Here is a 21,537-nt window from a genome sequence, read left to right as displayed (position 1 = left end):
ACGAACATGAAATTTGCCGTATTGGATTTTGAAACCACGGGCAACCAGTCAGCCGATGAAATCATTCAAGTGGGGCTGGCCATCATCGATGAAGATCGCAGTATTTCCCGAGTATACGGCTCTTATGTCAATCCCGGGATTCCGATTCCACCGTTTATTACAGGTTTAACAGGTATTTCGGACAGTGATGTAGCAGATGCGCCTTCACTAGAGGAAATGATGATGGAACTGGTACCAATGCTCGATGATGTTGTACTTGTGGGTCATAATGTGGCCTTTGACTTTAATTTTTTACAAAATGCGCTCGACCGCTGTGGCTATTTGCCTTTTAGCGGACGGATTCTTGATACGATACACTTTTTGAAAATTTGTTTCCCATCACTAACATCGTATCAGCTTGGGATGGTATCATCCCACTTTGGCTTTGAGCATGATCGGCCACACCAAGCAGACAGTGATGCACTGGCTACCGCATATGCGCTCTTGAAGTGTCTCGAAGAGCTTGATCAGTTACCGCTCATCACGATTCAACGACTTAGTGATCTTTTTGTAGATGAAGACAGTGACCTAGGTTGGTTCTTTGACGGAATGCGAGTGAATTTAGAGAATCAAGCCCTTCAGGAACCAGATAACTTCACATACTTCCGCCAGTTTGCTCTGAATATAGAGGATTGGACGGAGATGGCGCCTCCACGGGCTGAGAATGAGAACAATCCGCTTGCAGATGTTTCTTTTGATGAATATATGTCTCAAGTACGCGACAATCTTAGAGAGACGCTGCCACAATATGAAAGCCGTGATGCTCAGGACATTATGTTCGAGGAAGTCATGACTGCTTTAGAAGAAGATAAGCATCTTCTGATTGAGGCGGGGACAGGAACGGGCAAATCGTTAGGATATTTGCTTCCTTCCATATATCAGAGTGTGAAACAAGAACAGAAGGTCATGGTCAGTACACATACCATTAACCTCCAAGAACAGCTTCGTGAACGGGATATTCCATTAATGACAAAGGTAATACCGTTTCCGTTTAAAGCCGCCGTCTTCAAAGGAAGACAGCATTATTTGTGTTTGAGAAAATTTGAACATAAAATAAACAGAAGAGATTTTAATACACCTAAAGAAGATATCATTACATCTGCTCAGATGATTGTCTGGTTAGCTCAGACAGAGACAGGGGATGATGAAGAGCTTAACCTTGGAGGTCGGGGCGGAGATTACTGGGAGACGGTTGCAAGTGAATCGGACTCTTGTTTGGGCCGTGCTTGCCCGTGGTTCCGTAAATGCTTCTACCATCGTGCGAAACACGAAGCGGGAATTGCGGATGTGGTCATCACGAATCATTCGAAATTGTTCACTGATGTGAAGGCTAATCATCAGCTCTTGCCATCTTATGAACGGCTTGTCATAGATGAAGCACATCATTTAGAAGATGTGGCAGGTAAGCATCTAGGGCTTAATTTGAAGTATTTCACTGTGGTTCATACACTGACCCGCCTATATAAGGATAGCCGGAATGGACAGTTGCCAGCACTGCGTCAATTGCTTCAAACCTCAGCACATGAGAAGGCAGGGGATTGGACAGCAGTCATTGATCGGATCTATCCTGATCTTCTGACGGTTAAGGAGAGTTGGGATCGCCTAAATGATCTCCTTTTTGGTCTTTTACCTGAGCGTGGAGATACTTCAGGTGAGTCGGGGCAATTTACACTTCGTCTTTCGCCGTCCAAGAAACCTAAGGATTGGGTTAGCTTAACAGAACTTGAGAATCAAATATATGTAACCTTAGGTGACGTGGTTCGACAGGGTGATCGACTCACTTCTGAGATTCGTGAAGAACTGGATGATTACAGTGCAGATAGTTTGATTACGGATATTAATGGACTCTTTAAGGATTTGGCTTCACATCGTGAGAATTTGAAGTTTTTTATGACTTTGAATGATGACGGTATTGTTTACTGGATGGAGGCCAATGGGAATTTCCGCAGCAAATCATTGCAGATGTACGCGGTACCTGTTGATGTAAGTAGTCAGTTGAAGGAATTATTTTTTGACAAGAAACAGAGCGTGATCCTAACGTCTGCTACCCTATCTGTGGATAAATCGTTTCAGTATATGATTGATAACTTGGGACTTCAAGAAGCTTCGGAACAAGGACGATTAAACACCGTTCAACTTCCTTCTCCTTTTAATTACCGGGAGCAAGCATTATTGTTAATTCCAAGAGACTTTCCGAGCGTAAAGGGAACCGTTGGAGATCCTTTGTTCGTAAATACTTTGGTCCAATCTCTATCAGATACGGCCATGGTGACGCGTGGGCGCATGTTAGTGCTATTCACCTCTTACCGTATGCTTCGTCAGGTTTATGAGCCTCTGAAAGAAGCCTTGTCATCTAGTGACATCGCTGTTCTTGGACAAGGCATGGATGGAACGAGTCGAACGAAGCTGATTCGCAGGTTTCAAGATAGCAGTGCTTCCGTTCTTTTGGGAACTAGTTCGTTCTGGGAAGGTGTTGATATTCCAGGGGAGGCTCTAACGTGCCTTGCTATTGTCCGATTGCCATTTCAACCGCCAAATCATCCGCTTGTTGAGGCGAAGAGTGAATTACTTCAACAACAAAAGAAGAATCCATTCATGAAGCTATCTGTGCCACAGGCTGTTATTCGCTTTAAACAAGGCTTCGGACGCCTTGTAAGAACAGCACAAGATAAAGGAATCGTCATTGTATATGATACCCGTGTAATTGAATCATACTATGGTAAGCACTTCTTGTATTCACTACCTGGACCGAAGATGGAGCATATGCCAACAGAGCAAATGGTTTCTCGGATCACGGAGTGGATGGGGAAGGAAGAGGAACATTAGAATATTATTTTGAGTTTATTATTAGGGGGAGCATGCATGAAATCGGAAAAAATTTCGGAGGCCGTAGTACGCAGACTGCCCGTTTACTTACGTTACCTAAACGAACTTCATGTTCGGGAGGTAGCAACCGTGTCCTCGCAAGAGTTAGGACAAAAACTAGATTTGAACCCAGCACAGATTCGCAAGGATCTTGCTTATTTCGGAGATTTCGGTAGAAAGGGAATTGGCTACGATGTCACATACCTAATCGAAAAAATCCGGCATATACTGAAACTGGATCAGCAGATTAATGTAGTGCTTGTTGGTGCAGGTAATCTTGGACATGCCTTGTCTAACTACAACGCATTCTTGAAAGATAATATGAAGATTGTAGCTATATTCGATGCTTATACTCCGAAAGTGGGTACATCCATTAACAATATCGTTGTTCAGCCTATGGAAGAATTGACTTCAACAATCAAGGAGAAGGGAATTCGGATCGGTATTATTACAGTTCCTGATGTCGAGGCGCAAGCTGTAGCAGATAGTTTGATATCAGCGGGGATTGAAGCGATTCTCAATTTTGCTCCAACGATTCTGAAAGCTCCACCACAAATTCGCATCCATACGGCGGATTTCACGACAGACCTTCAAAGTTTGGCCTATTACTTAGTTAACGGAAAGGAAGATGCCGAACATGACGAATCATAAGTGGATGATCAAAAATGGTACCTTTGCTGTCCTCCAGGAAGAGAAATCTATTCTGTGTGGATATATGGTCGTCGAGAATGATCGTATAACTTACCTTGGCGAAGAAGAACCGCAGGTCGAGGCCGATATTGAAATCATTGATGGTACGCATCTTTTCTTTATGCCCGGTTTAATCAATACGCATGGACATACAGCGATGTCACTTCTCCGTGGATATGGAGATGACCTCGCACTTCAGGTATGGCTGCAGGAGAAAATGTGGCCAATGGAAGCTAAATTCACGGCGAATGATGTATATTGGGGTTCCTCCCTTTCGCTAGTTGAAATGCTTAAAGGCGGCACTACAACGTACCTGGATATGTACGACCATATGGATCAGGTCGCTGCAGTAACGGAACAATCAGGCATGCGTGGTGTGTTAACCCGTGGTGTAATTGGACTATGTTCGCCAGAGGTTCAGAAGCATAAATTGGATGAGGCTACAGCTTTCGCCAAGGATTGGCATGGAAAAGCAGACGGCCGTATAACAACGATGATATCACCACATGCTCCATATACTTGCCCTCCAGATTACATTGAGAAATTTGTTCAGGTTGCACACGATCTGGATCTGCCACTGCATACACATATGTCCGAAACCGCTGCAGAAGTACAGCAAAATGTCCAGGATTATGGTCTGAGACCCGTAGCTCATTTACAAAAGCTAGGTGTGTTCTCCAGACCGACTTTAGTAGCGCATGGAGTTCATTTAACGGATGAAGAGATCGAAATTTTGGCAGCTCATAATGTTGCTGTGTCTCACAACCCAGGGAGTAATCTTAAACTGGCAAGTGGTGTAGCGAGGGTGCCAGAGCTTCTTAAAGCAGGTGTTACGGTATCTTTAGGAACAGATGGTCCCGCTAGCAATAACAACCTGGATATGTTCGAGGAAATGCGCTTAGCAGCTCTCATCCATAAAGGTGTTACGGGTGATCCGACAGCAATACCTGCATCGGAAGCACTTCGTATGGGTACCATCTATGGAGCTAAATCTCTATTCTTAGATGAAATTGGTACGCTAGCTCCAGGAATGAAAGCAGATTTTATTGCGTTGAATACGGATCAAGCCCATTTCTTACCACACACGGATTTCATCTCACATGCCGTCTATTCAGCAAGTGCGAAGGATGTGGAACATGTATGGGTCGATGGTAAACAGATCGTCAAGAATGGTAATTGTTTAACGCTTGATGAAGAGAAGATTCGCCGTGAAGCCCAAAGTGCGTTCGAACGGCTGTTAACCCTTTAGGGAATAACAAGGGAGCGAGGAACGCAGATTGAAGAAAAAAACAAAGTGGATACTCTCCAGCGTTTCTGGAATTCTGCTCATATTATTGGCTTGTCAAATTTATTATTCTTATGTCATGTCTGATACTTGGAAAGAAGAAAATGCGGCTATTATAGCAGCTCAAGAACATGGTGGACTGATTAAGAGGGATAAAACTTATAAATCAGTTTGGGACAAGGATAGTTTGTATTGGGTTATTACAGGTCAAAATGTTGATAACAAAGACATTATTGTATGGGTTAAGTTTACAGAAGAGCATAAACCATTCGGAGGAGCCGACACGGTTCATACAGAATTATTAAGTGACGGTAAGTCTGAAGCGCAGATAAGAGCTCAGATCAATTCAGATTTGCCTGGTGCTGTAATCGAACGGCTCGTCCCTGGAATGTATGAGGGTGAGTATGTATGGCAGCTGCTGTATAACCTAAACAATGAAACAAAATACCGATTCTACCGTTTTCAGGATGCTCGTCCAATCGGCGAAGACATTACATTACCGAATCAGTAAAGCATAATAACACTCCATTCATTTAGGATGGGGTGTGTTTGATTTCATATATGTAAGCGTTTGCATAAAAAATAATTAAATAGTTTTTAATATTTTCACAGCTTGAAAATGAAAAAGTATATAAGATGTGATATACTCATATTTGTATTTAACGTATACAAGTATATGTTAGAAGAAGACATACGTTATGTATGCATCATAAGATAGACCGGCTATATATCATCTATTTAACAAGGAGGAACTTCATTGAAACTACGTATTGTTCCTATCGTTCTGACGGTCGTTATCTCGGCATCGGTACTTTTTGGTGGATGGTATCTGTATCGGCAAATGGCTCTTCAGAATCCGTTGATCAATGTGGTATCACAGTATGAAGGCGTAAAAAGCTCTCAAATTGATATTAACCAGGATACCGTCACTTTGAAACTTGATTTAAAGCCAGACACGAATTTACGTGGATTGGTTGAACATATAAACAAAGAAGGTAAGGCGGTCGTAGGAAAACGTGCATTAAAAATTGAGGTTGAAGATCATTCATCAGAACAGCTAAATGAGTGGTGGGATGATGCTATGCTATCCGTCGCCGAAGCGATGGATAATAAACAATACACGGATATTCAGACATCTTTGGATGAATTGGCAAAACGCTCACCTGAGTTTAAAGCAACTGCGCAGATTGATGATCAGAACGTATATGTAAGTTTATCTGATGGAAAGTCTGGTAAGTTTATTATTTTGCCTCGTCAACCGGGCAAAGTGGAGGTGTGGAACCATGCCTAAGTGGTCCAAAGAAGTATTCATCGGATTCATTCCTGTCCTGTTTGTGTTTCTGGCCTTTATTGGTGTAAACATTGTTCCGATTCTGATTGCTGCTATGCTTGTTGGAACTCTTCTATTCATCGCGAAGATGAAGGGGGGAATTGCAGTAGGAGCGGGAGGGGATCGTAAACGTAAGAAAGGCTCCCCTATGAAGCTGACCTTTGAAGAAATTGGAGGCCAGGATAATGCCAAGCAGGAGCTAAGAGAAGCGCTTGATTTCCTAATTCGCCACGAAGAGATTAAGAAGTTCGGGATCCGGCCACTGAAAGGGATACTTCTAACAGGTCCCCCAGGGACAGGTAAGACTCTGATGGCAAAAGCAGCAGCTCACTACACGAACTCGGTGTTCGTTGCCGCTTCAGGTAGTGAATTTGTTGAAATGTATGTGGGTGTAGGTGCTGGTAGAATTCGTGATTTATTTAAAGAGGCTAGAACACGTGCAGCGAAAGAAAATAAACAAAGTGCCATTATTTTTATTGATGAGATTGATGTCATTGGCGGTAAGCGTGAAGGTGGGCAGCAAAGGGAATATGATCAAACATTAAACCAACTGCTAACTGAAATGGATGGCATCTTTACTTCTGAGGCTCCTCGAATTCTTGTCATTGCAGCTACAAACCGTAAAGAAATGTTGGATAGTGCGCTACTACGTCCAGGACGTTTTGATCGACATATACAGGTGGACCTTCCGGATAAAAAAGGACGTGCGCATATTCTGAATTTACACGCTGGAAATAAGCCTCTTCATAGCGATGTTGATCTGGAGAAAATTGCGGAAGAAGCTTACGGTTTCTCAGGCGCACAACTTGAAAGTGTTATGAATGAAGCTGCAATTTATACCATGCGTGAGAATGAGGAGTTTATCCACCAGCGGCATCTATCATTGGCAATAGATAAAGTTATGATGGGAGAACGTTCAGACCGTGAATCTAACTTCGAAGAGAAGAAGAGGGTCGCAATTCATGAGTTGGGACATGCTATCATGGCAGAACTCGTAAGACCAGGGAGTGTAAAGCAGGTAGCTCTAAGTCCACGAGGAAAAGCACTAGGCTATGTACGTCACAATCCACAGCAGGAGCAATATCTCTATACGAAGTCCTTCCTAGAAGAGCAGATTATGATTGCACTTGGAGGAGCAGCAGCAGAAGAGATGTATTATGGCGGACGTAGCACGGGATCAAGTAATGACTTTGAACAATCACTGAACATCGTGGAAACGATGATGAAATCAGGGCTAACATCACTGGGTATTATCAACATGAATATGGTTACAACCGAAGAGCTGATGAAAGAGAATAATATGATTCTGGAACAATTAATGAATAGAACGAAACACTTGCTAGAACAAAATCGAGCAGTTTTCGACAATTCTCTCGACATACTCATGAGAGAGGAAATATTGTCCGGAGATCAATTCAGATGTCAATTTCGTGAAAATGCCCTTTTACCAGCATAAATTGTTATGCTGGTTATTTTTTTTTACTTTTTTGTCATGCTAAGATATGATTATATCTTGTGCCTTATAAAATGTATTATTCGACAAAGAAGGGTACAATATTGTTTACAGATAAGGAAAGGGTGGAACAGAAACCATGTACTTCAAAAAAATCGGCGTTATTGGCGGAGGGACTATGGGGCAAGGCATTGCAGAAATGCTGGCAGCCAAAGGTCTTGATGTTATGCTGGTAGAGAAAACCCCCGAAAAGTTGGACTATTCGTATGGGATGATTGAGACCAGCCTCGACAAACAGCTCGAGAAATGGGGCATTACCCAAGCGGAGAAGAAGTTAATTCTTGGACGTATTCAGAAAGTAACACATTTTGCTGAACTAAGTGCCTGCGATATGGTGATAGAGACAATTACTGAGGATTTAGAATCTAAGAAACAAGTATTTGCACAGCTTGATCAAGTATGCCCAAGTAACATCATATTAGCTAGTAACACATCCTCGCTTAGTCTCACGGAGCTTGCAAGCTCTACGATGTATCCTGAGCGTGTTATTGGTCTGCACTTTATTCATCCCGTTTCTAAAGTGGATCTGGTTGAAATTATTCGCGGCTTGAAAACTTCAGAGCATACGTTTACTGAAACGAAACGTTTCGTTGAAGAAGTAGCTGATAAAAAAGGAATCATGGTGTATGAGTCACCAGGTTTTGTATCCAGTAGAATGATTTGCTTGTTAATCAACGAAGCACTTCATCTTTTGCAGGAAGGTGTAGCTTCTGCGGAAGATATTGATGATGCGATGAGAATCGGTTATAGCTTCCAATATGGTCCTTTGGAAATGGCTGATCGCTTCGGTCTTGACTCTGTACTTGCTGCGCTTGAGCGTATGTTCCGTGAATTCGGTGAACTTAAATTCCGTCCATCTACCGTGTTGAAAAAGATGGTACGTGCAGGTCATCTTGGTGTGAAGACGGAAGAAGGCTTCTTTAAGTACGACAAGGATGGTGACCGGATATGAATATTCTCGTAATTAACGCTGGGAGTTCTTCCCTTAAATATCAATTGTATAACATGACTGACGAATCCGTGTTGGCCAAAGGTCTGGTTGAGCGAATTGGGATGGATTCTTCAATTCTTACGCACAAACCAACTGGAAAGCAGGATGTAACAGAAGTTAGTGAAATTCTGGAACATACGACTGCGATTCGTAAAGTGCTAGGAATGCTGACGGATAAGGAACATGGCGTGATTTCATCCATCGAAGAAATTCAGGCTGTAGGTCACCGCGTTGTTCATGGTGGTGAATCCTTTAAAGAGTCAGCTCTCGTTGATGGCGATGTAAAAGCCGAGATTCGTCGTCTGTTTGACCTTGCTCCACTGCATAATCCTGCAGCAATGCTTGGTATCAAAGCGGCAGAATTGAACATGCCTGGCGTTCCTCAGGTGGTTGTATTTGATACAGCATTCCATCAAACGATGCCTGAAAAATCTTATCTGTACGCTATTCCTAGAGTTCTTTATAATAAATATAAAGTCCGTCGTTATGGTGCTCACGGAACGTCCCATGAATACGTGAGTAAAGCTGCAGCCGAATTCCTCAATCGTCCGATTGAAGAATTGAAGATCATCACTTGCCATATCGGTAACGGTGCTTCACTTACCGCTGTTAAAGGCGGTAAATCCATTGATACTTCCATGGGAATGACTCCACTTGAAGGACTCATGATGGGTACACGTAGTGGTGACTTGGATCCCGCTATTGTTCCTTATGTCATGAACAAGGAAGAACTGACAGTGAACGAAGTGAACTCGATGCTGAATAAACACAGTGGCTTGCTAGCCATTTCAGGAATCAGTAGCGATATGCGTGAAATTACGGAAGGTATGGAAAAAGGTGAACCGAACACTACCCTCGCCTTTGACATGTACGAATATCGTGTACGCAAATATATCGGGTCTTATGCTGCAGCCTTAAACGGAGTGGACGTCATTGTATTCACTGCAGGTGTGGGTGAAAATTCCGTAGTTCTGCGCCAAAGAGTGCTTGAACAGTTGACTTATCTAGGTGTTGAAATTGATGAGGAGCTGAACAAAGTACGTTCAGGGGAACCGCGTCGTATTTCCACGAAGAATTCCAAAGTGGAAGTCCTTGTTATCCCTACAAATGAAGAATTGGTCATCGCACGGGATACACACCGCATTGTAACAGCTTCAAAATAGTAAAGAGTAGTTCAAAGGGAGAGATTATTGCATGTCCACCAAATGTGTGATTCGTCACGTCAGCCAGCACGTCGGGGAGACGGTTACGATCGGCGGCTGGATCAACAACAAACGTTCCAGCGGAAAAATTCAGTTCCTTCAGCTTCGTGACGGAACTGGGTATATCCAAGGCGTCGTTGTAAAAAGCGAAGTTCCTGAGCAAGTATGGGATGATGCTAAAAGTTTGACACAAGAAAGCTCTTTGTATGTTACGGGTATCATCCGTGAAGAGCCTCGTAGTCAATCCGGATATGAAATGACTGTTACGGGCATTGAGATCATTCATATTACGGAAAACTATCCAATTACACCAAAAGAGCACGGTGTAGATTTTCTGATGGATCACCGTCATCTATGGCTTCGTACACAGAAGCAACGTGCCATCCTAGTTATTCGTGCGGAAATTGTTCGTGCAATTCAAGAATACTTCGATATGAATGGATTCACGCTTGTTGACCCTCCGATTCTGACTCCAACATCAGCTGAAGGTACAACGAACCTGTTCCATACAAAATACTTCGAAGAGGATGCTTACTTGACTCAAAGTGGTCAGCTATACATGGAAGCAGCTGCGATGGCGCTTGGTAAGGTGTACTCCTTCGGTCCAACATTCCGTGCTGAGAAATCCAAGACTCGTCGTCACCTGATTGAATTCTGGATGATTGAGCCAGAAATGGCTTTTACAGATCATGAAGAAAGTCTTCGTGTTCAAGAACAGTTCATTAGTCACGTGGTTCAGTCTGTTGTGAAGAACTGCCGCAAGGAACTGGAAGCGATCGGACGGGATATTTCGAAATTGGAAGCTATTCAAGCTCCATTCCCACGAATCACATATGATGAGGCAATCGAGTTCTTACAATCCCAAGGTCATGAAATTTCTTGGGGTGAAGATTTCGGGGCACCTCATGAAACGGCTATCGCTGAGAAATACGAGAAGCCAGTATTCATTACACATTACCCAGCTAGCTTCAAAGCGTTCTACATGAAGCCAGATCCGAACCGTCCAGAAGTAGTGTTGTGTGCTGATATGATCGCTCCCGAAGGTTACGGTGAAATTATCGGAGGTTCCCAGCGTATCGATGATCCTGAATTGTTAGAAGAACGCTTCAAGGAACACAACCTATCCATGGATTCATACCAATGGTACATGGATCTCCGTAAATACGGTACGGTTCCACACTCCGGATTCGGTCTTGGACTAGAGCGGACTGTAGCTTGGATTTGTGGTTTGGATCATGTCCGCGAAACAATTCCATTCCCTCGTACACTGTATCGGTTGTATCCGTAAGTGGTGAGAGAATTGATGAATAACGCTAACGGTGCTGGAGAGTCTATCTCTTGGGCAGCCGGTGCATCTGCGGGCATGAATCAGGGTATGGCCGTGATCCCTTACGCATTACTTCGTTATTACCATATACTAGGTATGAATAGCAGCGAGTGTATACTAATGATTCATCTGCTTGGATTTCAACAGGTAGAACACAAAGGTTTTCCTTCTCTAGAGGAGTTACAGCAGGTCACAGGGGCTAGTGCTGAAGTGCTGGCTATGACCTTACAGAAGCTCATGAAAGAAGGATTTCTAGGTATAGACGAGCATGTTGATGAAGAGAGAGGCATACAGTACGAGCGATATAATCTTAGCGGGTTATATGCAAAGCTCGGTCATCTGCTCGCCAAAGAGAACGAGGAAGAAGCTATAAGGGCGGCTAAGTCTGTTGTCCATCCGGATTCCATGAATCGGTTTAACGTACCAGTTCCTTCGAAGGCTGTTTCAGAGCAAGAAGAGCGAAATCTTTTTAGTATCTTCGAAAAAGAATTCGGTAGACCTTTATCTCCAATGGAGCTCGAGACGATCTCGGGTTGGGTGGATCAAGATCGTTATCCGGATGAGCTTATCTTATTGGCTCTGAAAGAGGCAGTGTTTGCGGGGAAAGTCCATTTCCGATACATTGATCGCATACTGCTTGAATGGAGCAGAAACCGAGTTCGTACTGCCCAAGATGCTAAAGCGTACACACAGAAATTCCGAAATATAGGTAGATAGATCGAAAGCACGTCCTTTATGGACGTGCTTTTTTGGTGCTGGGTTTATTGTATACTGGGTAATATAAGACAATATAAGTTGATGAAGCAGATAGTAAAAGCGGGGGAGATATTCGATGAACGAAGCTGTACTGGTTATCGAAGATGAAGAAAAAATTGCAAGACTGCTCGAAATCGAGCTCGAATATGAAGGTTACCGAGTAGGGAAAGCAAGCAGTGGAACGGAAGGTTTAGAAAAATATAGATCAGAGAACTGGAATCTAATCTTGCTGGATATTATGTTACCTAACATGAGCGGCATTGAAGTATTGCGCCGAATTCGCCAGCATAATGCGCAGATTCCAGTTATTCTGCTAACGGCTAAAGACTCCGTTGAGGATAAAGTTTCAGGGCTTGATCTTGGAGCGAATGATTATGTGACAAAGCCCTTTCAAATCGAAGAACTGCTGGCACGTATACGGGCTGCATTACGCTTGAGTAGTACAGCTGCAAGTATCACCGAGACTGAATCAAGCATGGAGTCGAAGGCTTGGTTATATATTGCAGATCTAAGCCTAAATGAACGTACACGCGAAGTAATTCGAGGTGGGGATCATATTGAGTTGACGCCAAGGGAATATGATATGTTAGTATTTCTGCTCAAGCACCAGCGACAGGTATTACACCGTGAACAAATATTACAGGCAGTATGGGGATTTGACTATTACGGAGATACCAATGTTGTAGACGTATATATTCGATATCTTCGCAAGAAGGTCGATCATGGACGGGCTACTGAGCTAATCCATACCGTACGAGGAGTCGGCTATGTATTGAGGGAACAAGTATGAAACTGAGGAGTAAGATTTATCTGTATTCCTCTGTTTTGTTTGCCGTTTTATTATTCATTGTGAACATAGCAGTTTATGTTCTGTTTGATCGCATGTCAGTAAGTGATGAGTTAAAACGTGCTGAGGCGGAGGCGGAATCGATTGTAAAGGGAATACAGCAGTCGGCCAGTACCATTCCACCGGATGACTTGCTCCGAGCTTACGCTCCACTGGATGGAATGCTGAGAATTGTAAGGTCTGATGGAACCAGCACTTCTCCAGTGATTACATCGAAAGAGCAGGAATTAAGTGAACTAAAGTATACGTACGAAGAGCATCGTAGAGTAGAGCGAATCAGAGTTGAGGGCACGGGCTATGCTTGGGTATCCGTACCTGTGATCTGGCCTGATGGTAATGTGGTCAATGTACAAGTAATGGAAAGCATGAATGAAACAGAGAATCGTCTTCGGGTGCTTAGGACGGTACTTATCATAGTTACATGTATTGCACTAATTCCCGCGATTGTTTCAAGCCGGATATTAGGAAATCGCATGATGAATCCAATTACTTCCATGATAAGAACGATGAGAGAGATCCTAGGGAGCGGACATTTCAAGCGATTAAAACTAGGAACTGATTCGAAGGACGAGCTGGCAGAAATGGGAGAGACCTTTAACCAGATGATCGACATGCTTGAATCAAGCTTTGAGCGCCAGGAACGCTTCGTATCAGACGCTTCTCATGAGCTCAAAACCCCGTTAACCATTATAGAAAGCTATGCGAGTTTACTAAAACGACGGGGAAAGGATAGACCTGAGGTATTTGATGAAGCTGTTGAAGCGATTTTGTCCGAATCCATTCGAATGCGTGAAATGACAGAGCAGTTGCTGATGTTAGCTAGGAAGCCTGAGCAGTGGAGTGTACACACTCAACAAGTGAATATTACGCAGACGGCTTTGGAATCCGTACGTTCCTTTCAAAATGCATACCATCGTGACATTTCTTTTACTGGGAACCTCCCAATATGGCTAGAAACAGATGAGAGTAAGCTCAAGCAACTCTTGTTTATTCTTCTTGATAATGCACGTAAATACAGTGAGGAACAAATATTGGTTCAAGTTGGTGGGAATGGAACTGAACATTGGATTCGAGTTACCGACACAGGGATTGGCATCCCGAAGGAAGAACTCGTTAAGGTTTTTGATCGCTTTTACCGCATAGATCCTTCTCGAACGAGGAAATTTACTGCAGGTGGTTCAGGGCTCGGGCTTTCTCTAGCAAAAGATATTGCACAAGTGCTAGGTGTTCGGATCGAGCTGGATAGCAAGATCGGAGAGGGCACGACAGCATCTATTGTTTTCTCCGCTTTCTCAGGAGATTCTAATCTTCGCTAGCTATACTGAGGAATAAGATAGGATGGAGAGGTGATGCGCATGAAGCAGCGAGAAAAACGATGGATTCCGCTTACTGGGGCGCTGGGTTTAGCTGCAGCTATAGCAATCCTACTATGGCTATGGCAGCCATGGAGTACTCAAGATAAAGAATTGACAGCTGAAGAGGCTGAACAGGTCGTATTAGGACAATATGATGGTGAGATCGAACAAATCTTTTTGGAAAATGGGCAATATCAGGTTATGCTTCGCTCGGAGAATGGGTTGTATCAGCTAGATCTTGACGCAGCCTCCGGTGCTATTCATTCCATTCGCCAAACTGAAAAGACAGGTGACACACAGCAAAAAGCACTACTGAGTCGAGATCGAGTGAAGGCAGCCTTGCAAGCTCGTACAAAAGGTCGGATTGATCGGTTAGAGCTCATTAGCCGAGATGGGGAGCCTGTGTATCAAGCGGTGATTAAGGAGGAGAATGGGGATTCGGTAGAGATTATTGTAGATCCATATACGGGCAAAACACTTTTAACTCAAAATATAGAACCATCTCCTCAAGTGAATGATGAGGATAAGTCAGCCAGACTACTGAATGAAGAGGAAGCGTCAAAAATTGCTCTTACTAAAATTCCTGGAGTTGTGGATGATGTTGATCTTCGGGACACGGATGGTGGCATTCCATACTATCTGATTGATATTGAATTGGAGGATGGTCGTGAAGCGACGGTAGAGATTAACGCGATATCGGGTGCGATTCGTTCAGTTACTTGGGACGATGATGAATCCGATAAGGATTCATAATGTTTTTCTGGCTAGTACGCTCGTTCTAAGGTGATCCTATCAGGACTAACTCATTCTTTGAGGTTTCTCATCAAATTCTAATCTTTCTCTTTCCGGCCTCTCATTCAAGTTGGATAATCTAGATGTGTAGGCAATGAACGAGCCATATTCTGAAGGAGGAATAGATGATGAAACAAAAATTGTGGATCGGTACTTTAGGTGTTGTAATGCTTCTTGGAGGTACAGCTGTTGTTGGTGCTAGTGGGAATACTGGCGGTTCAAATACGTTAGGAACGAAAGCTACTTCTCAAGGTTACATTACACTAGAACAGGCTAAAACAGCTGCCTTAAAGGAAGTTAAGGGCCATGTGGACGATATAGACTTGGAACGTAAGCAAGATAAAGTATACTATGAAGTTGAAATCGATCAAGATAACGGTGAAGTGGATGTCCATGTTGATGCCATAACAGGTAAAGTGCTTGCAGTACTGAATAAAGATACGAAAGATGACGACGATGATCATGAAAATCTGAATAGTTCGGCTGTAGCTTCAGCAGTTAAGATTACATCAGACCAAGCTTCGTCTATTGCTACTAAGAAAGTCAGCGGTGGTAAAGTGGTAAAAGTGGAACTTGATACGGATGATAATCGTTATATTTATGAAGTCGAGCTTAGAACGTCGAATGGTGAAGCTGATGTTGATATCGATGCCGTAACAGGTAAGGTGTTGTCCATCGATCAAGATTTTGATGATCACGATGAATAAGATTATTTCAGGAAGCTAGTCGCTTACTACTAAAGTAAGTATTGATACAAAAGAGCCCTAAAGAGACATCTCATGACCTTGAGAGTATGTCTTAGGGCTTTTTTTCATTTTTTGTAACTTCTTGTAGAGTGGGAGGAACTGTTAGGTTATGATTGAATCAATGAATTGGAAGGTGGTATGTCTCTGATATGAACTATAAAAATGTATTATTTGATCTAGACGGAACACTCACAGACCCCAAGGTTGGGATTACAAAATCGGTTCAGTACGCTCTAGCTAAGTTCAATATTATCGAACCGGATTTAAGTAAACTGGAATTTTTCATAGGTCCACCTCTTCAAAACAGCTTTATGGAGGCTTATTCCTTTACAGCTGAGCAAGCGTGGGATGCAGTTACACATTATAGAGAGTATTTCAAAGAACATGGAATTTATGAAAATGAATTGTATGTAGGAATTAAAGAATTGCTTGATCATCTTAAGTCACAGGGAAGAGACTTGTTCGTTGCTACTTCGAAACCAGAGGTATTCGCTCTAAGCATTTTGTCTCACTTTGAATTAGACTCCTATTTTACACACGTCTGTGGAAGTGAGCTTGATGGTACTCGCTCGGATAAAACAGAAATCATTAAGTTCATCGTCGATCAGTATCATTTGAATCCTATGGAAACGGTTATGATTGGTGATCGGAAGCATGACTTGATCGGCGCACACAACAATAACATCCATAGCATAGCTGTAGGTTTCGGATATGGAGCGGAAGAAGAGTTAATTGCGGCCGAACCGACGTATCATACACAAACTGTGAAGGATCTTCTAATGGCATTTAGTATGATTGAGGTTTGAAGTACATAGAAAGAGTTGATCAATAATGTATTCATTATTTCTATATAATTGGCAGGTTCGTGATGAGTGGTTTGAGGTACTGAAGGGTTTGTCTATCGAAGAGCTTACTGCGGAACGGGTTGGAGGAATCGGATCGATCATAAAGACGCTGTTTCACATTGTGGATGTTGAGTATAGCTGGATTCGCGGAATTGAAGGGTATGATGACCCAGCCCCACTGATCGAAGACTTCTTAAACATTCAATCGATACAGCGGTTATCGGATGACTATAGGAAAGATTTGCTACAAATTTTGGGGACACTGACGGATGATCGAGAACTAAGAGTCGTGAAAGTCCCTTGGGATGAAGAGTCCTATCGGTATGGTGAGATTCTACGCCACGTTATCGCTCATGAAATTCACCATATGGGACAGTTATCGGTCTGGGCGAAAGAGCTTAATATCGATAGAGTATCAGCTAATTTTATAGGTCGGGGACTTGGAAGGAGCATCTAACAAGGAGGGAGTATGCGGAAGAGTGTGTGAGATTTGAATGACAGGAACATAAATGTGATCAGGGGATAAGCAGATGCTGGTTGAATAGTTGCATAGTTAGATATCGAACATGAAACCTGCTTAGGCAGGTTTTTGTTTTTTATCGCTATGAATGTTAAAGTTAAGGTTAGAGATAACTATCTATTGGAGGTAACACCATGTCTGGAATCGCAAAAAACTTAACGGAACTCATAGGAAATACGCCGTTACTCGAACTATCTAACTTTAATCAGAAGCATCACTTACAAGGTAAGGTGATTGCTAAATTAGAATATTTTAACCCGGCTGGAAGTGTAAAAGACCGGATTGGATTCGCTATGATCAAAGATGCTGAGGAGAAGGGGCTACTCAAACCTGGCTCGATCATTGTAGAACCGACAAGCGGAAACACGGGGGTTGGACTTGCATTTGCTGCTGCAGCGCTTGGGTACAAGCTTATCATTACACTACCTGAGAGCTTCAGTGTGGAGCGTAGAAAGCTGCTAGCTGCACTCGGAGCTGAGCTTGTGTTGACACCTGCTAATGAAGGGATGTCGGGTGCGATCAAACGCGCAGAGGAAATCGCAGCTTCGACACCAGGGGCGTTCCTTACCCAACAGTTCGAAAATCCGGCGAATCCAGCAATTCATCGTAAGACTACAGCAGAGGAAATATGGCGTGACACGAATGGTGAAGTGGATATATTCGTAGCAGGTGTTGGTACGGGCGGCACCATTTCAGGTGTAGGTGAAGTACTTAAGGTGAAGAACGCAAGTGTTAAGATTGTAGCTGTAGAGCCGGCAGATTCTCCTGTGCTGTCTGGTGGGAAGCGTGGAGCCCATCAAATTCAAGGAATTGGTGCTGGCTTTGTTCCAGGCAACTTTAATAGAGAATTTGTTGATGAGATTATAACGATTAGTAATCAAGACGCCATTGAGACAGCTAGAGAACTTGCAAAAGTTGAAGGCCTGCTCGTTGGGATTTCGTCGGGTGCAGCAGCTTTTGCAGCGAAAGAGCTCGCGAGTAAGCCAGAGAACAAAGACAAGAATATCGTTGTTCTGTTGCCAGATAGTGGCGAGCGGTACCTATCTACGAATCTTTATGAAGAAATGTAAATTCTCTAAAAATTTTATATACGAATAGAACATAAAGAACAGCGACGATTCCGGAGCTGTTCTTTATGTTTATATTTATGTTATGCTTTACAGTGCCTTCTAATCATCAGGACATTTCACAATCAAGGAGGATATTTATGGGGAGTCGTAAAGAAAAACTGATATTTGCAATCGTAACCGTTATTTATCTGTGCATCTTCTATTTGGCATATAGTTGGTTATGGGAACAATGGGTGCCTTGGAACCCTCCATTAACAGATGTATTGTCCATTGTTGTGTATGTATTAGTTATCGTACCTATATCTGCCATGGCTGGAGACTTCACCGTTCGTAAAATTTGGGGTAAATCAGGAAATGACCTTAGCGTCGATGAAGAATATTGAGGTTGATAGTATAATGAAGAACGTCGAATGACGTTCTTTTTTATTTTTTTTATAAAAGTGCAGGGTTTAGATAAATGTCCGACGTCTATTATTAACGGGAAGGAGGGGAGAGCTATTGAAACAGAACGATTAATCACACGCATCTTGCAGGGCGATCAGGGCGCTTTTCGAGAGCTTGTAAATATGTACAGTAAACATGTGTTTCATACAGCGTATTCGGTACTTCGGGATGTTAAGGAAGCAGAAGATGCATCCCAGGAAGTATTTATCCAAGTATTTAAAGCTCTCCCCCAGTACCGTTCTGAAGGATTTAAAACATGGATAACCCGCATTACACTAAATAAATCGATAGATTTGAAACGAAAAATAGTAAGGCGTTCCCCTGAACAACAAGGAGAACGCGAAGAAGAGCTTGAACGGATTCCTTCCCGGGATGAGGATACTCTTAACTTATTGATTCATAAGGAAAAGAAACATGAGCTGAGGCAAAAAGTGCTGAGTTTACCGGATAATCATCGTGAAGTGATAACGGCTTTTTACTTAGAAGAGAAAAATTACGAGCAAATTGCCTGTGAGCTTGGTGTGACTGTTAAAACGGTTGAATCAAAGCTCTACAGAGCTAGACAATGGATTCGAAAAACATGGAAGGAGGAGAAATGGAGATGAACAAGGAGACATTCGATTGGAGATTACAAGCAGAGAGATACATAAAGGGAGAGTGCTCGCCAGAAGCTGCAGCTTCTTGGGAAGCATTAATGCTTTCAGAGGATGCTGCTCTCGAAATGTATATTCAGGTTATGTCTGAAATGGAAAGCGAACTCCCTGATATGGCTGATCCCGATGACTTTACAGATCGAGTGTTGGCGGATGAAGGAATGATCCCTTACCGTGCCCGTGTTATTCCACTTTCGTCCGACAGACCAAGGAAATGGTATGAGAAACCTTTGTTTCATTATACCGTTGCTGCTTCCATTACAATTGTATTCATGTTCTCTGGCACGTTTGACAGACTATTTCCTGAGGATACAAAACATAGACTTCCGCAATCTGAGTCTCCATCTTATAGTGAACAATTAATGGAAAAGACGACGAATTGGCTTGACCTGATCTTGCCACGATAATTTTTGATAGGAATGAAAGGATGATGCTTTGTGCAACCGCAACGCAATAAAGGGCTTGCATTTATTATGAATGTTATTCCCGGGCTAGGTCACTATTACTGGGGAAGAAGAGGAAGAGCTCTGCTATATCCTGTGATGTTTTTTGGTATCTTGATGGCTGCTTTTGTTCTAGCGATTGGGACTCATGATGACAGTCCGTTAATTCTTGGTTTTCTGGGTGCCCTTTTCATATGGGGGGTCAGTATGCTCGATTTGTTGATCGCTTTGATTAGACATACACCGACTATGATTATTCACGACGAGTATGGACGTCCGATCTCAGTCCCTCAGGATAAAAATGAAGATACAGAGCGATTTTATACCATTCTGTTATCCTTTATTCCTGGACTTGGACATTTTCAATTGGGTTTGATGCAGCGTGGTCTATCTTTCTTGATCTCATTTTTCGGACTCGCGACCATTCTTATGTTTCTTGCAGGTTTAACTAATGAGTCTGTATTCCTGCTGTTTCTCGGCATGCTGCCAATTATCTGGCTCTACTGCATGTTCGATGTGGTCCAATTGGTACACCGTAAGCAGGCTGGCGAAATGATTCTGGATCGTACGTTATTTGACGAACTGGAATCCAGTCGTGAGGAAGGTCGCCGTAGCAAAGTGTTCGCAACACTCCTTTCAGCGTTTCCGGGAGCAGGTCAGATGTATCTTGGTCTTCAGAAACGTGGGCTGCAAATGATGGTCTTGTTCCTGGGTAGCATATATGTGACTGATGTACTGAGACTAACCTTATTCTTTTTCCTCATTCCGCTGATCTGGTTCTATTGTTTCTTTGACGGATTGCAGCAGGTGGGTCGTTATGGTCGTGAACCCCTTCGTGATATACCTGTGATAGAAGGCTTTGTGAATCATCAAAAGTGGCTTGGATTAGGCTTAATCATACTAGGTGTCTACTTCGTATTTACAAGTGTCGTTCTACCTTATCTGGAAACCATATTTCCGGAAGCCCAAATTAGTTACCAGATTCGTAATTTCCTTAAGACGGGGATTGTATCTATTATACTGATTGGCGGCGGGATCAAGCTAATGGCCGGATCCAAAAAAGGTAGACGAGAGGAGGTACATTACCGTGAATCAGAATAGTCATCTAGCGGGTTATGAACAAGTTCCACAAACAGCGGGTCGACAGTGGAGAGTGGGAACGCTCTCCATGGGCATCTCACTATTACTGCTTGGATTGTTAGTATTAATCAGTCAATGGAAAGGCATAGAAGTGTTCGATTATGCACTGAAATGGTGGCCGATCGTGTTTGTACTCCTTGGGGTTGAAATTGTGGGATACACCTTATTTTTCCGAAAAGGGGAGTACGTAAAATATGATGTGTTCAGCATGCTCATCGTCGGACTTCTCACCATTAGCTGTATTGGTATGGCTGCCCTTAGCTCAACTGGTGTAATGGACTATATTCGCCGTGAGACTGGAGCGGTATATAAGACTGTCCAACTACCGGATATTCGAATGAATGTACCTCAAGGGGTTACAAAGGTTATTGTACAGGGGAGCTACATCTATAACGTGAAGAAAGATAACAGTAGTTCAGATGAATTACTTGTATTCGGGAGTTTAAACACATCGGAAGCTGAATTGCTGAAAGAAGAGGGAACCTTGTCCGAACTGATCCAGACGAAACAAGCGGGGAATATACTATATATAAACTTATCAGATCCACCATACAACAAATTGAATGGAGGGTCGAATCGGCTTGATGTGACGGTGTCAGCTCCATCATCGTTAAAAATCATTGTACGTGATTCTAACGGAGAAGTACGATAAGAAGAGTAATCCAATAAGCAATTAACATAACA

At 42.9% G+C, this 21,537-nt stretch carries 22 protein-coding genes; all 22 read left to right on the top strand.

Features of this window, described 5'->3' with window-relative positions; all coding sequences use genetic code 11:
• Positions 1–6: 6 nt before the first annotated feature.
• The 22 genes from dinG (at position 7) to AC3WJJ_RS04575 (ending at position 21,505) form a co-directional block, all read left to right on the top strand.
• Entirely contained in the window at positions 7–2,865 is a 2,859-nt protein-coding gene (gene dinG, locus AC3WJJ_RS04680; protein ID WP_492538440.1) for an ATP-dependent DNA helicase DinG, read from the top strand.
• A 36-nt stretch (positions 2,866–2,901) separates the two neighbouring features.
• Positions 2,902–3,555, top strand: coding sequence for a redox-sensing transcriptional repressor Rex (locus AC3WJJ_RS04675; protein WP_422660836.1), 654 nt, complete (start codon positions 2,902–2,904; stop codon positions 3,553–3,555).
• Positions 3,542–4,843, top strand: coding sequence for an amidohydrolase (locus tag AC3WJJ_RS04670; protein WP_492538438.1), 1,302 nt, complete (start codon positions 3,542–3,544; stop codon positions 4,841–4,843). The genes AC3WJJ_RS04675 and AC3WJJ_RS04670 overlap by 14 nt, the downstream gene beginning before the upstream one ends.
• A gap of 28 nt (positions 4,844–4,871) precedes the next feature.
• Positions 4,872–5,390, top strand: a complete 519-nt coding sequence (locus AC3WJJ_RS04665; protein WP_492538437.1) for a cell wall elongation regulator TseB-like domain-containing protein — start codon at positions 4,872–4,874, stop codon at positions 5,388–5,390.
• Positions 5,391–5,636: 246 nt separating this feature from the next.
• Positions 5,637–6,170, top strand: a complete 534-nt coding sequence (locus tag AC3WJJ_RS04660; RefSeq protein WP_492538436.1) for a hypothetical protein — start codon at positions 5,637–5,639, stop codon at positions 6,168–6,170.
• Positions 6,163–7,665, top strand: a complete 1,503-nt coding sequence (locus AC3WJJ_RS04655) for an AAA family ATPase (protein ID WP_492538435.1) — start codon at positions 6,163–6,165, stop codon at positions 7,663–7,665. The genes AC3WJJ_RS04660 and AC3WJJ_RS04655 overlap by 8 nt, the downstream gene beginning before the upstream one ends.
• Before the next feature lie 136 nt (positions 7,666–7,801).
• Complete coding sequence (locus AC3WJJ_RS04650; RefSeq protein ID WP_422660841.1) at positions 7,802–8,674, top strand: 3-hydroxyacyl-CoA dehydrogenase family protein; 873 nt, start codon at positions 7,802–7,804, stop codon at positions 8,672–8,674.
• Positions 8,671–9,876 carry an acetate/propionate family kinase gene (locus AC3WJJ_RS04645; protein WP_492538432.1) on the top strand — a complete coding sequence of 402 codons (1,206 nt, stop codon included), beginning with the start codon at positions 8,671–8,673 and terminating at the stop codon, positions 9,874–9,876. The genes AC3WJJ_RS04650 and AC3WJJ_RS04645 overlap by 4 nt, the downstream gene beginning before the upstream one ends.
• A 31-nt stretch (positions 9,877–9,907) precedes the next feature.
• Positions 9,908–11,203, top strand: a complete 1,296-nt coding sequence (asnS, locus tag AC3WJJ_RS04640) for an asparagine--tRNA ligase (protein ID WP_492538431.1) — start codon at positions 9,908–9,910, stop codon at positions 11,201–11,203.
• Between the two features lie 15 nt (positions 11,204–11,218).
• On the top strand, positions 11,219–11,959 hold the full coding sequence (locus AC3WJJ_RS04635) for a DnaD domain-containing protein (RefSeq protein ID WP_492538428.1): 741 nt from the start codon (positions 11,219–11,221) through the stop codon (positions 11,957–11,959).
• Positions 11,960–12,074: 115 nt separating this feature from the next.
• On the top strand, positions 12,075–12,788 hold the full coding sequence (locus tag AC3WJJ_RS04630; RefSeq protein ID WP_492538426.1) for a response regulator transcription factor: 714 nt from the start codon (positions 12,075–12,077) through the stop codon (positions 12,786–12,788).
• Positions 12,785–14,161 carry a sensor histidine kinase gene (locus AC3WJJ_RS04625; protein ID WP_492538424.1) on the top strand — a complete coding sequence of 459 codons (1,377 nt, stop codon included), beginning with the start codon at positions 12,785–12,787 and terminating at the stop codon, positions 14,159–14,161. Before AC3WJJ_RS04630 ends, AC3WJJ_RS04625 begins: the two co-directional genes overlap by 4 nt.
• Positions 14,162–14,200: 39 nt before the next feature.
• Positions 14,201–14,953, top strand: a complete 753-nt coding sequence (locus AC3WJJ_RS04620) for a PepSY domain-containing protein (RefSeq protein WP_492538422.1) — start codon at positions 14,201–14,203, stop codon at positions 14,951–14,953.
• Positions 14,954–15,120: 167 nt separating this feature from the next.
• Complete coding sequence (locus tag AC3WJJ_RS04615; protein ID WP_492538420.1) at positions 15,121–15,699, top strand: PepSY domain-containing protein; 579 nt, start codon at positions 15,121–15,123, stop codon at positions 15,697–15,699.
• A 188-nt stretch (positions 15,700–15,887) separates the two neighbouring features.
• The gene (locus AC3WJJ_RS04610; protein WP_492538418.1) at positions 15,888–16,544 is read left to right on the top strand and encodes an HAD family hydrolase; all 657 of its coding nucleotides are present in this window, start codon (positions 15,888–15,890) and stop codon (positions 16,542–16,544) included.
• Positions 16,545–16,569: 25 nt separating this feature from the next.
• Positions 16,570–17,040, top strand: a complete 471-nt coding sequence (locus AC3WJJ_RS04605) for a DinB family protein (RefSeq protein WP_492538416.1) — start codon at positions 16,570–16,572, stop codon at positions 17,038–17,040.
• A gap of 197 nt (positions 17,041–17,237) precedes the next feature.
• Positions 17,238–18,173 (top strand): cysteine synthase A, encoded by a 936-nt coding sequence (cysK, locus tag AC3WJJ_RS04600; RefSeq protein ID WP_422660851.1) that lies wholly within the window; start codon positions 17,238–17,240, stop codon positions 18,171–18,173.
• A 137-nt stretch (positions 18,174–18,310) separates the two neighbouring features.
• Positions 18,311–18,556, top strand: coding sequence for a hypothetical protein (locus tag AC3WJJ_RS04595; RefSeq protein WP_492538414.1), 246 nt, complete (start codon positions 18,311–18,313; stop codon positions 18,554–18,556).
• Positions 18,557–18,613: 57 nt separating this feature from the next.
• Positions 18,614–19,222 carry an RNA polymerase sigma factor gene (locus AC3WJJ_RS04590; protein WP_492538413.1) on the top strand — a complete coding sequence of 203 codons (609 nt, stop codon included), beginning with the start codon at positions 18,614–18,616 and terminating at the stop codon, positions 19,220–19,222.
• Positions 19,219–19,677, top strand: coding sequence for a hypothetical protein (locus AC3WJJ_RS04585; RefSeq protein WP_492538411.1), 459 nt, complete (start codon positions 19,219–19,221; stop codon positions 19,675–19,677). Before AC3WJJ_RS04590 ends, AC3WJJ_RS04585 begins: the two co-directional genes overlap by 4 nt.
• Positions 19,678–19,707: 30 nt before the next feature.
• Positions 19,708–20,814, top strand: a complete 1,107-nt coding sequence (locus tag AC3WJJ_RS04580; RefSeq protein WP_492538409.1) for a hypothetical protein — start codon at positions 19,708–19,710, stop codon at positions 20,812–20,814.
• Entirely contained in the window at positions 20,801–21,505 is a 705-nt protein-coding gene (locus AC3WJJ_RS04575) for a hypothetical protein (RefSeq protein WP_492538408.1), read from the top strand. The genes AC3WJJ_RS04580 and AC3WJJ_RS04575 overlap by 14 nt, the downstream gene beginning before the upstream one ends.
• Positions 21,506–21,537: the final 32 nt, after the last annotated feature.

This window comes from Paenibacillus sp. FW507-14B1B, assembly GCF_058781425.1.
This window is presented reverse-complemented; position numbering and strand designations above follow the sequence as displayed.

Bases quoted from the DNA above. Each gene is read 5' to 3' on its own strand.
- dinG (WP_492538440.1), top strand. From the start codon at position 7: ATGAAATTTGCCGTATTGGATTTTGAAACCACGGGCAACCAGTCAGCC.
- AC3WJJ_RS04675 (WP_422660836.1), top strand. From the start codon at position 2,902: ATGAAATCGGAAAAAATTTCGGAGGCCGTAGTACGCAGACTGCCCGTT.
- AC3WJJ_RS04670 (WP_492538438.1), top strand. From the start codon at position 3,542: ATGACGAATCATAAGTGGATGATCAAAAATGGTACCTTTGCTGTCCTC.
- AC3WJJ_RS04655 (WP_492538435.1), top strand. From the start codon at position 6,163: ATGCCTAAGTGGTCCAAAGAAGTATTCATCGGATTCATTCCTGTCCTG.
- AC3WJJ_RS04650 (WP_422660841.1), top strand. From the start codon at position 7,802: ATGTACTTCAAAAAAATCGGCGTTATTGGCGGAGGGACTATGGGGCAA.
- AC3WJJ_RS04645 (WP_492538432.1), top strand. From the start codon at position 8,671: ATGAATATTCTCGTAATTAACGCTGGGAGTTCTTCCCTTAAATATCAA.
- asnS (WP_492538431.1), top strand. From the start codon at position 9,908: ATGTCCACCAAATGTGTGATTCGTCACGTCAGCCAGCACGTCGGGGAG.
- AC3WJJ_RS04635 (WP_492538428.1), top strand. From the start codon at position 11,219: ATGAATAACGCTAACGGTGCTGGAGAGTCTATCTCTTGGGCAGCCGGT.
- AC3WJJ_RS04630 (WP_492538426.1), top strand. From the start codon at position 12,075: ATGAACGAAGCTGTACTGGTTATCGAAGATGAAGAAAAAATTGCAAGA.
- AC3WJJ_RS04625 (WP_492538424.1), top strand. From the start codon at position 12,785: ATGAAACTGAGGAGTAAGATTTATCTGTATTCCTCTGTTTTGTTTGCC.
- AC3WJJ_RS04620 (WP_492538422.1), top strand. From the start codon at position 14,201: ATGAAGCAGCGAGAAAAACGATGGATTCCGCTTACTGGGGCGCTGGGT.
- AC3WJJ_RS04615 (WP_492538420.1), top strand. From the start codon at position 15,121: ATGAAACAAAAATTGTGGATCGGTACTTTAGGTGTTGTAATGCTTCTT.
- AC3WJJ_RS04610 (WP_492538418.1), top strand. From the start codon at position 15,888: ATGAACTATAAAAATGTATTATTTGATCTAGACGGAACACTCACAGAC.
- AC3WJJ_RS04605 (WP_492538416.1), top strand. From the start codon at position 16,570: ATGTATTCATTATTTCTATATAATTGGCAGGTTCGTGATGAGTGGTTT.
- cysK (WP_422660851.1), top strand. From the start codon at position 17,238: ATGTCTGGAATCGCAAAAAACTTAACGGAACTCATAGGAAATACGCCG.
- AC3WJJ_RS04595 (WP_492538414.1), top strand. From the start codon at position 18,311: ATGGGGAGTCGTAAAGAAAAACTGATATTTGCAATCGTAACCGTTATT.
- AC3WJJ_RS04585 (WP_492538411.1), top strand. From the start codon at position 19,219: ATGAACAAGGAGACATTCGATTGGAGATTACAAGCAGAGAGATACATA.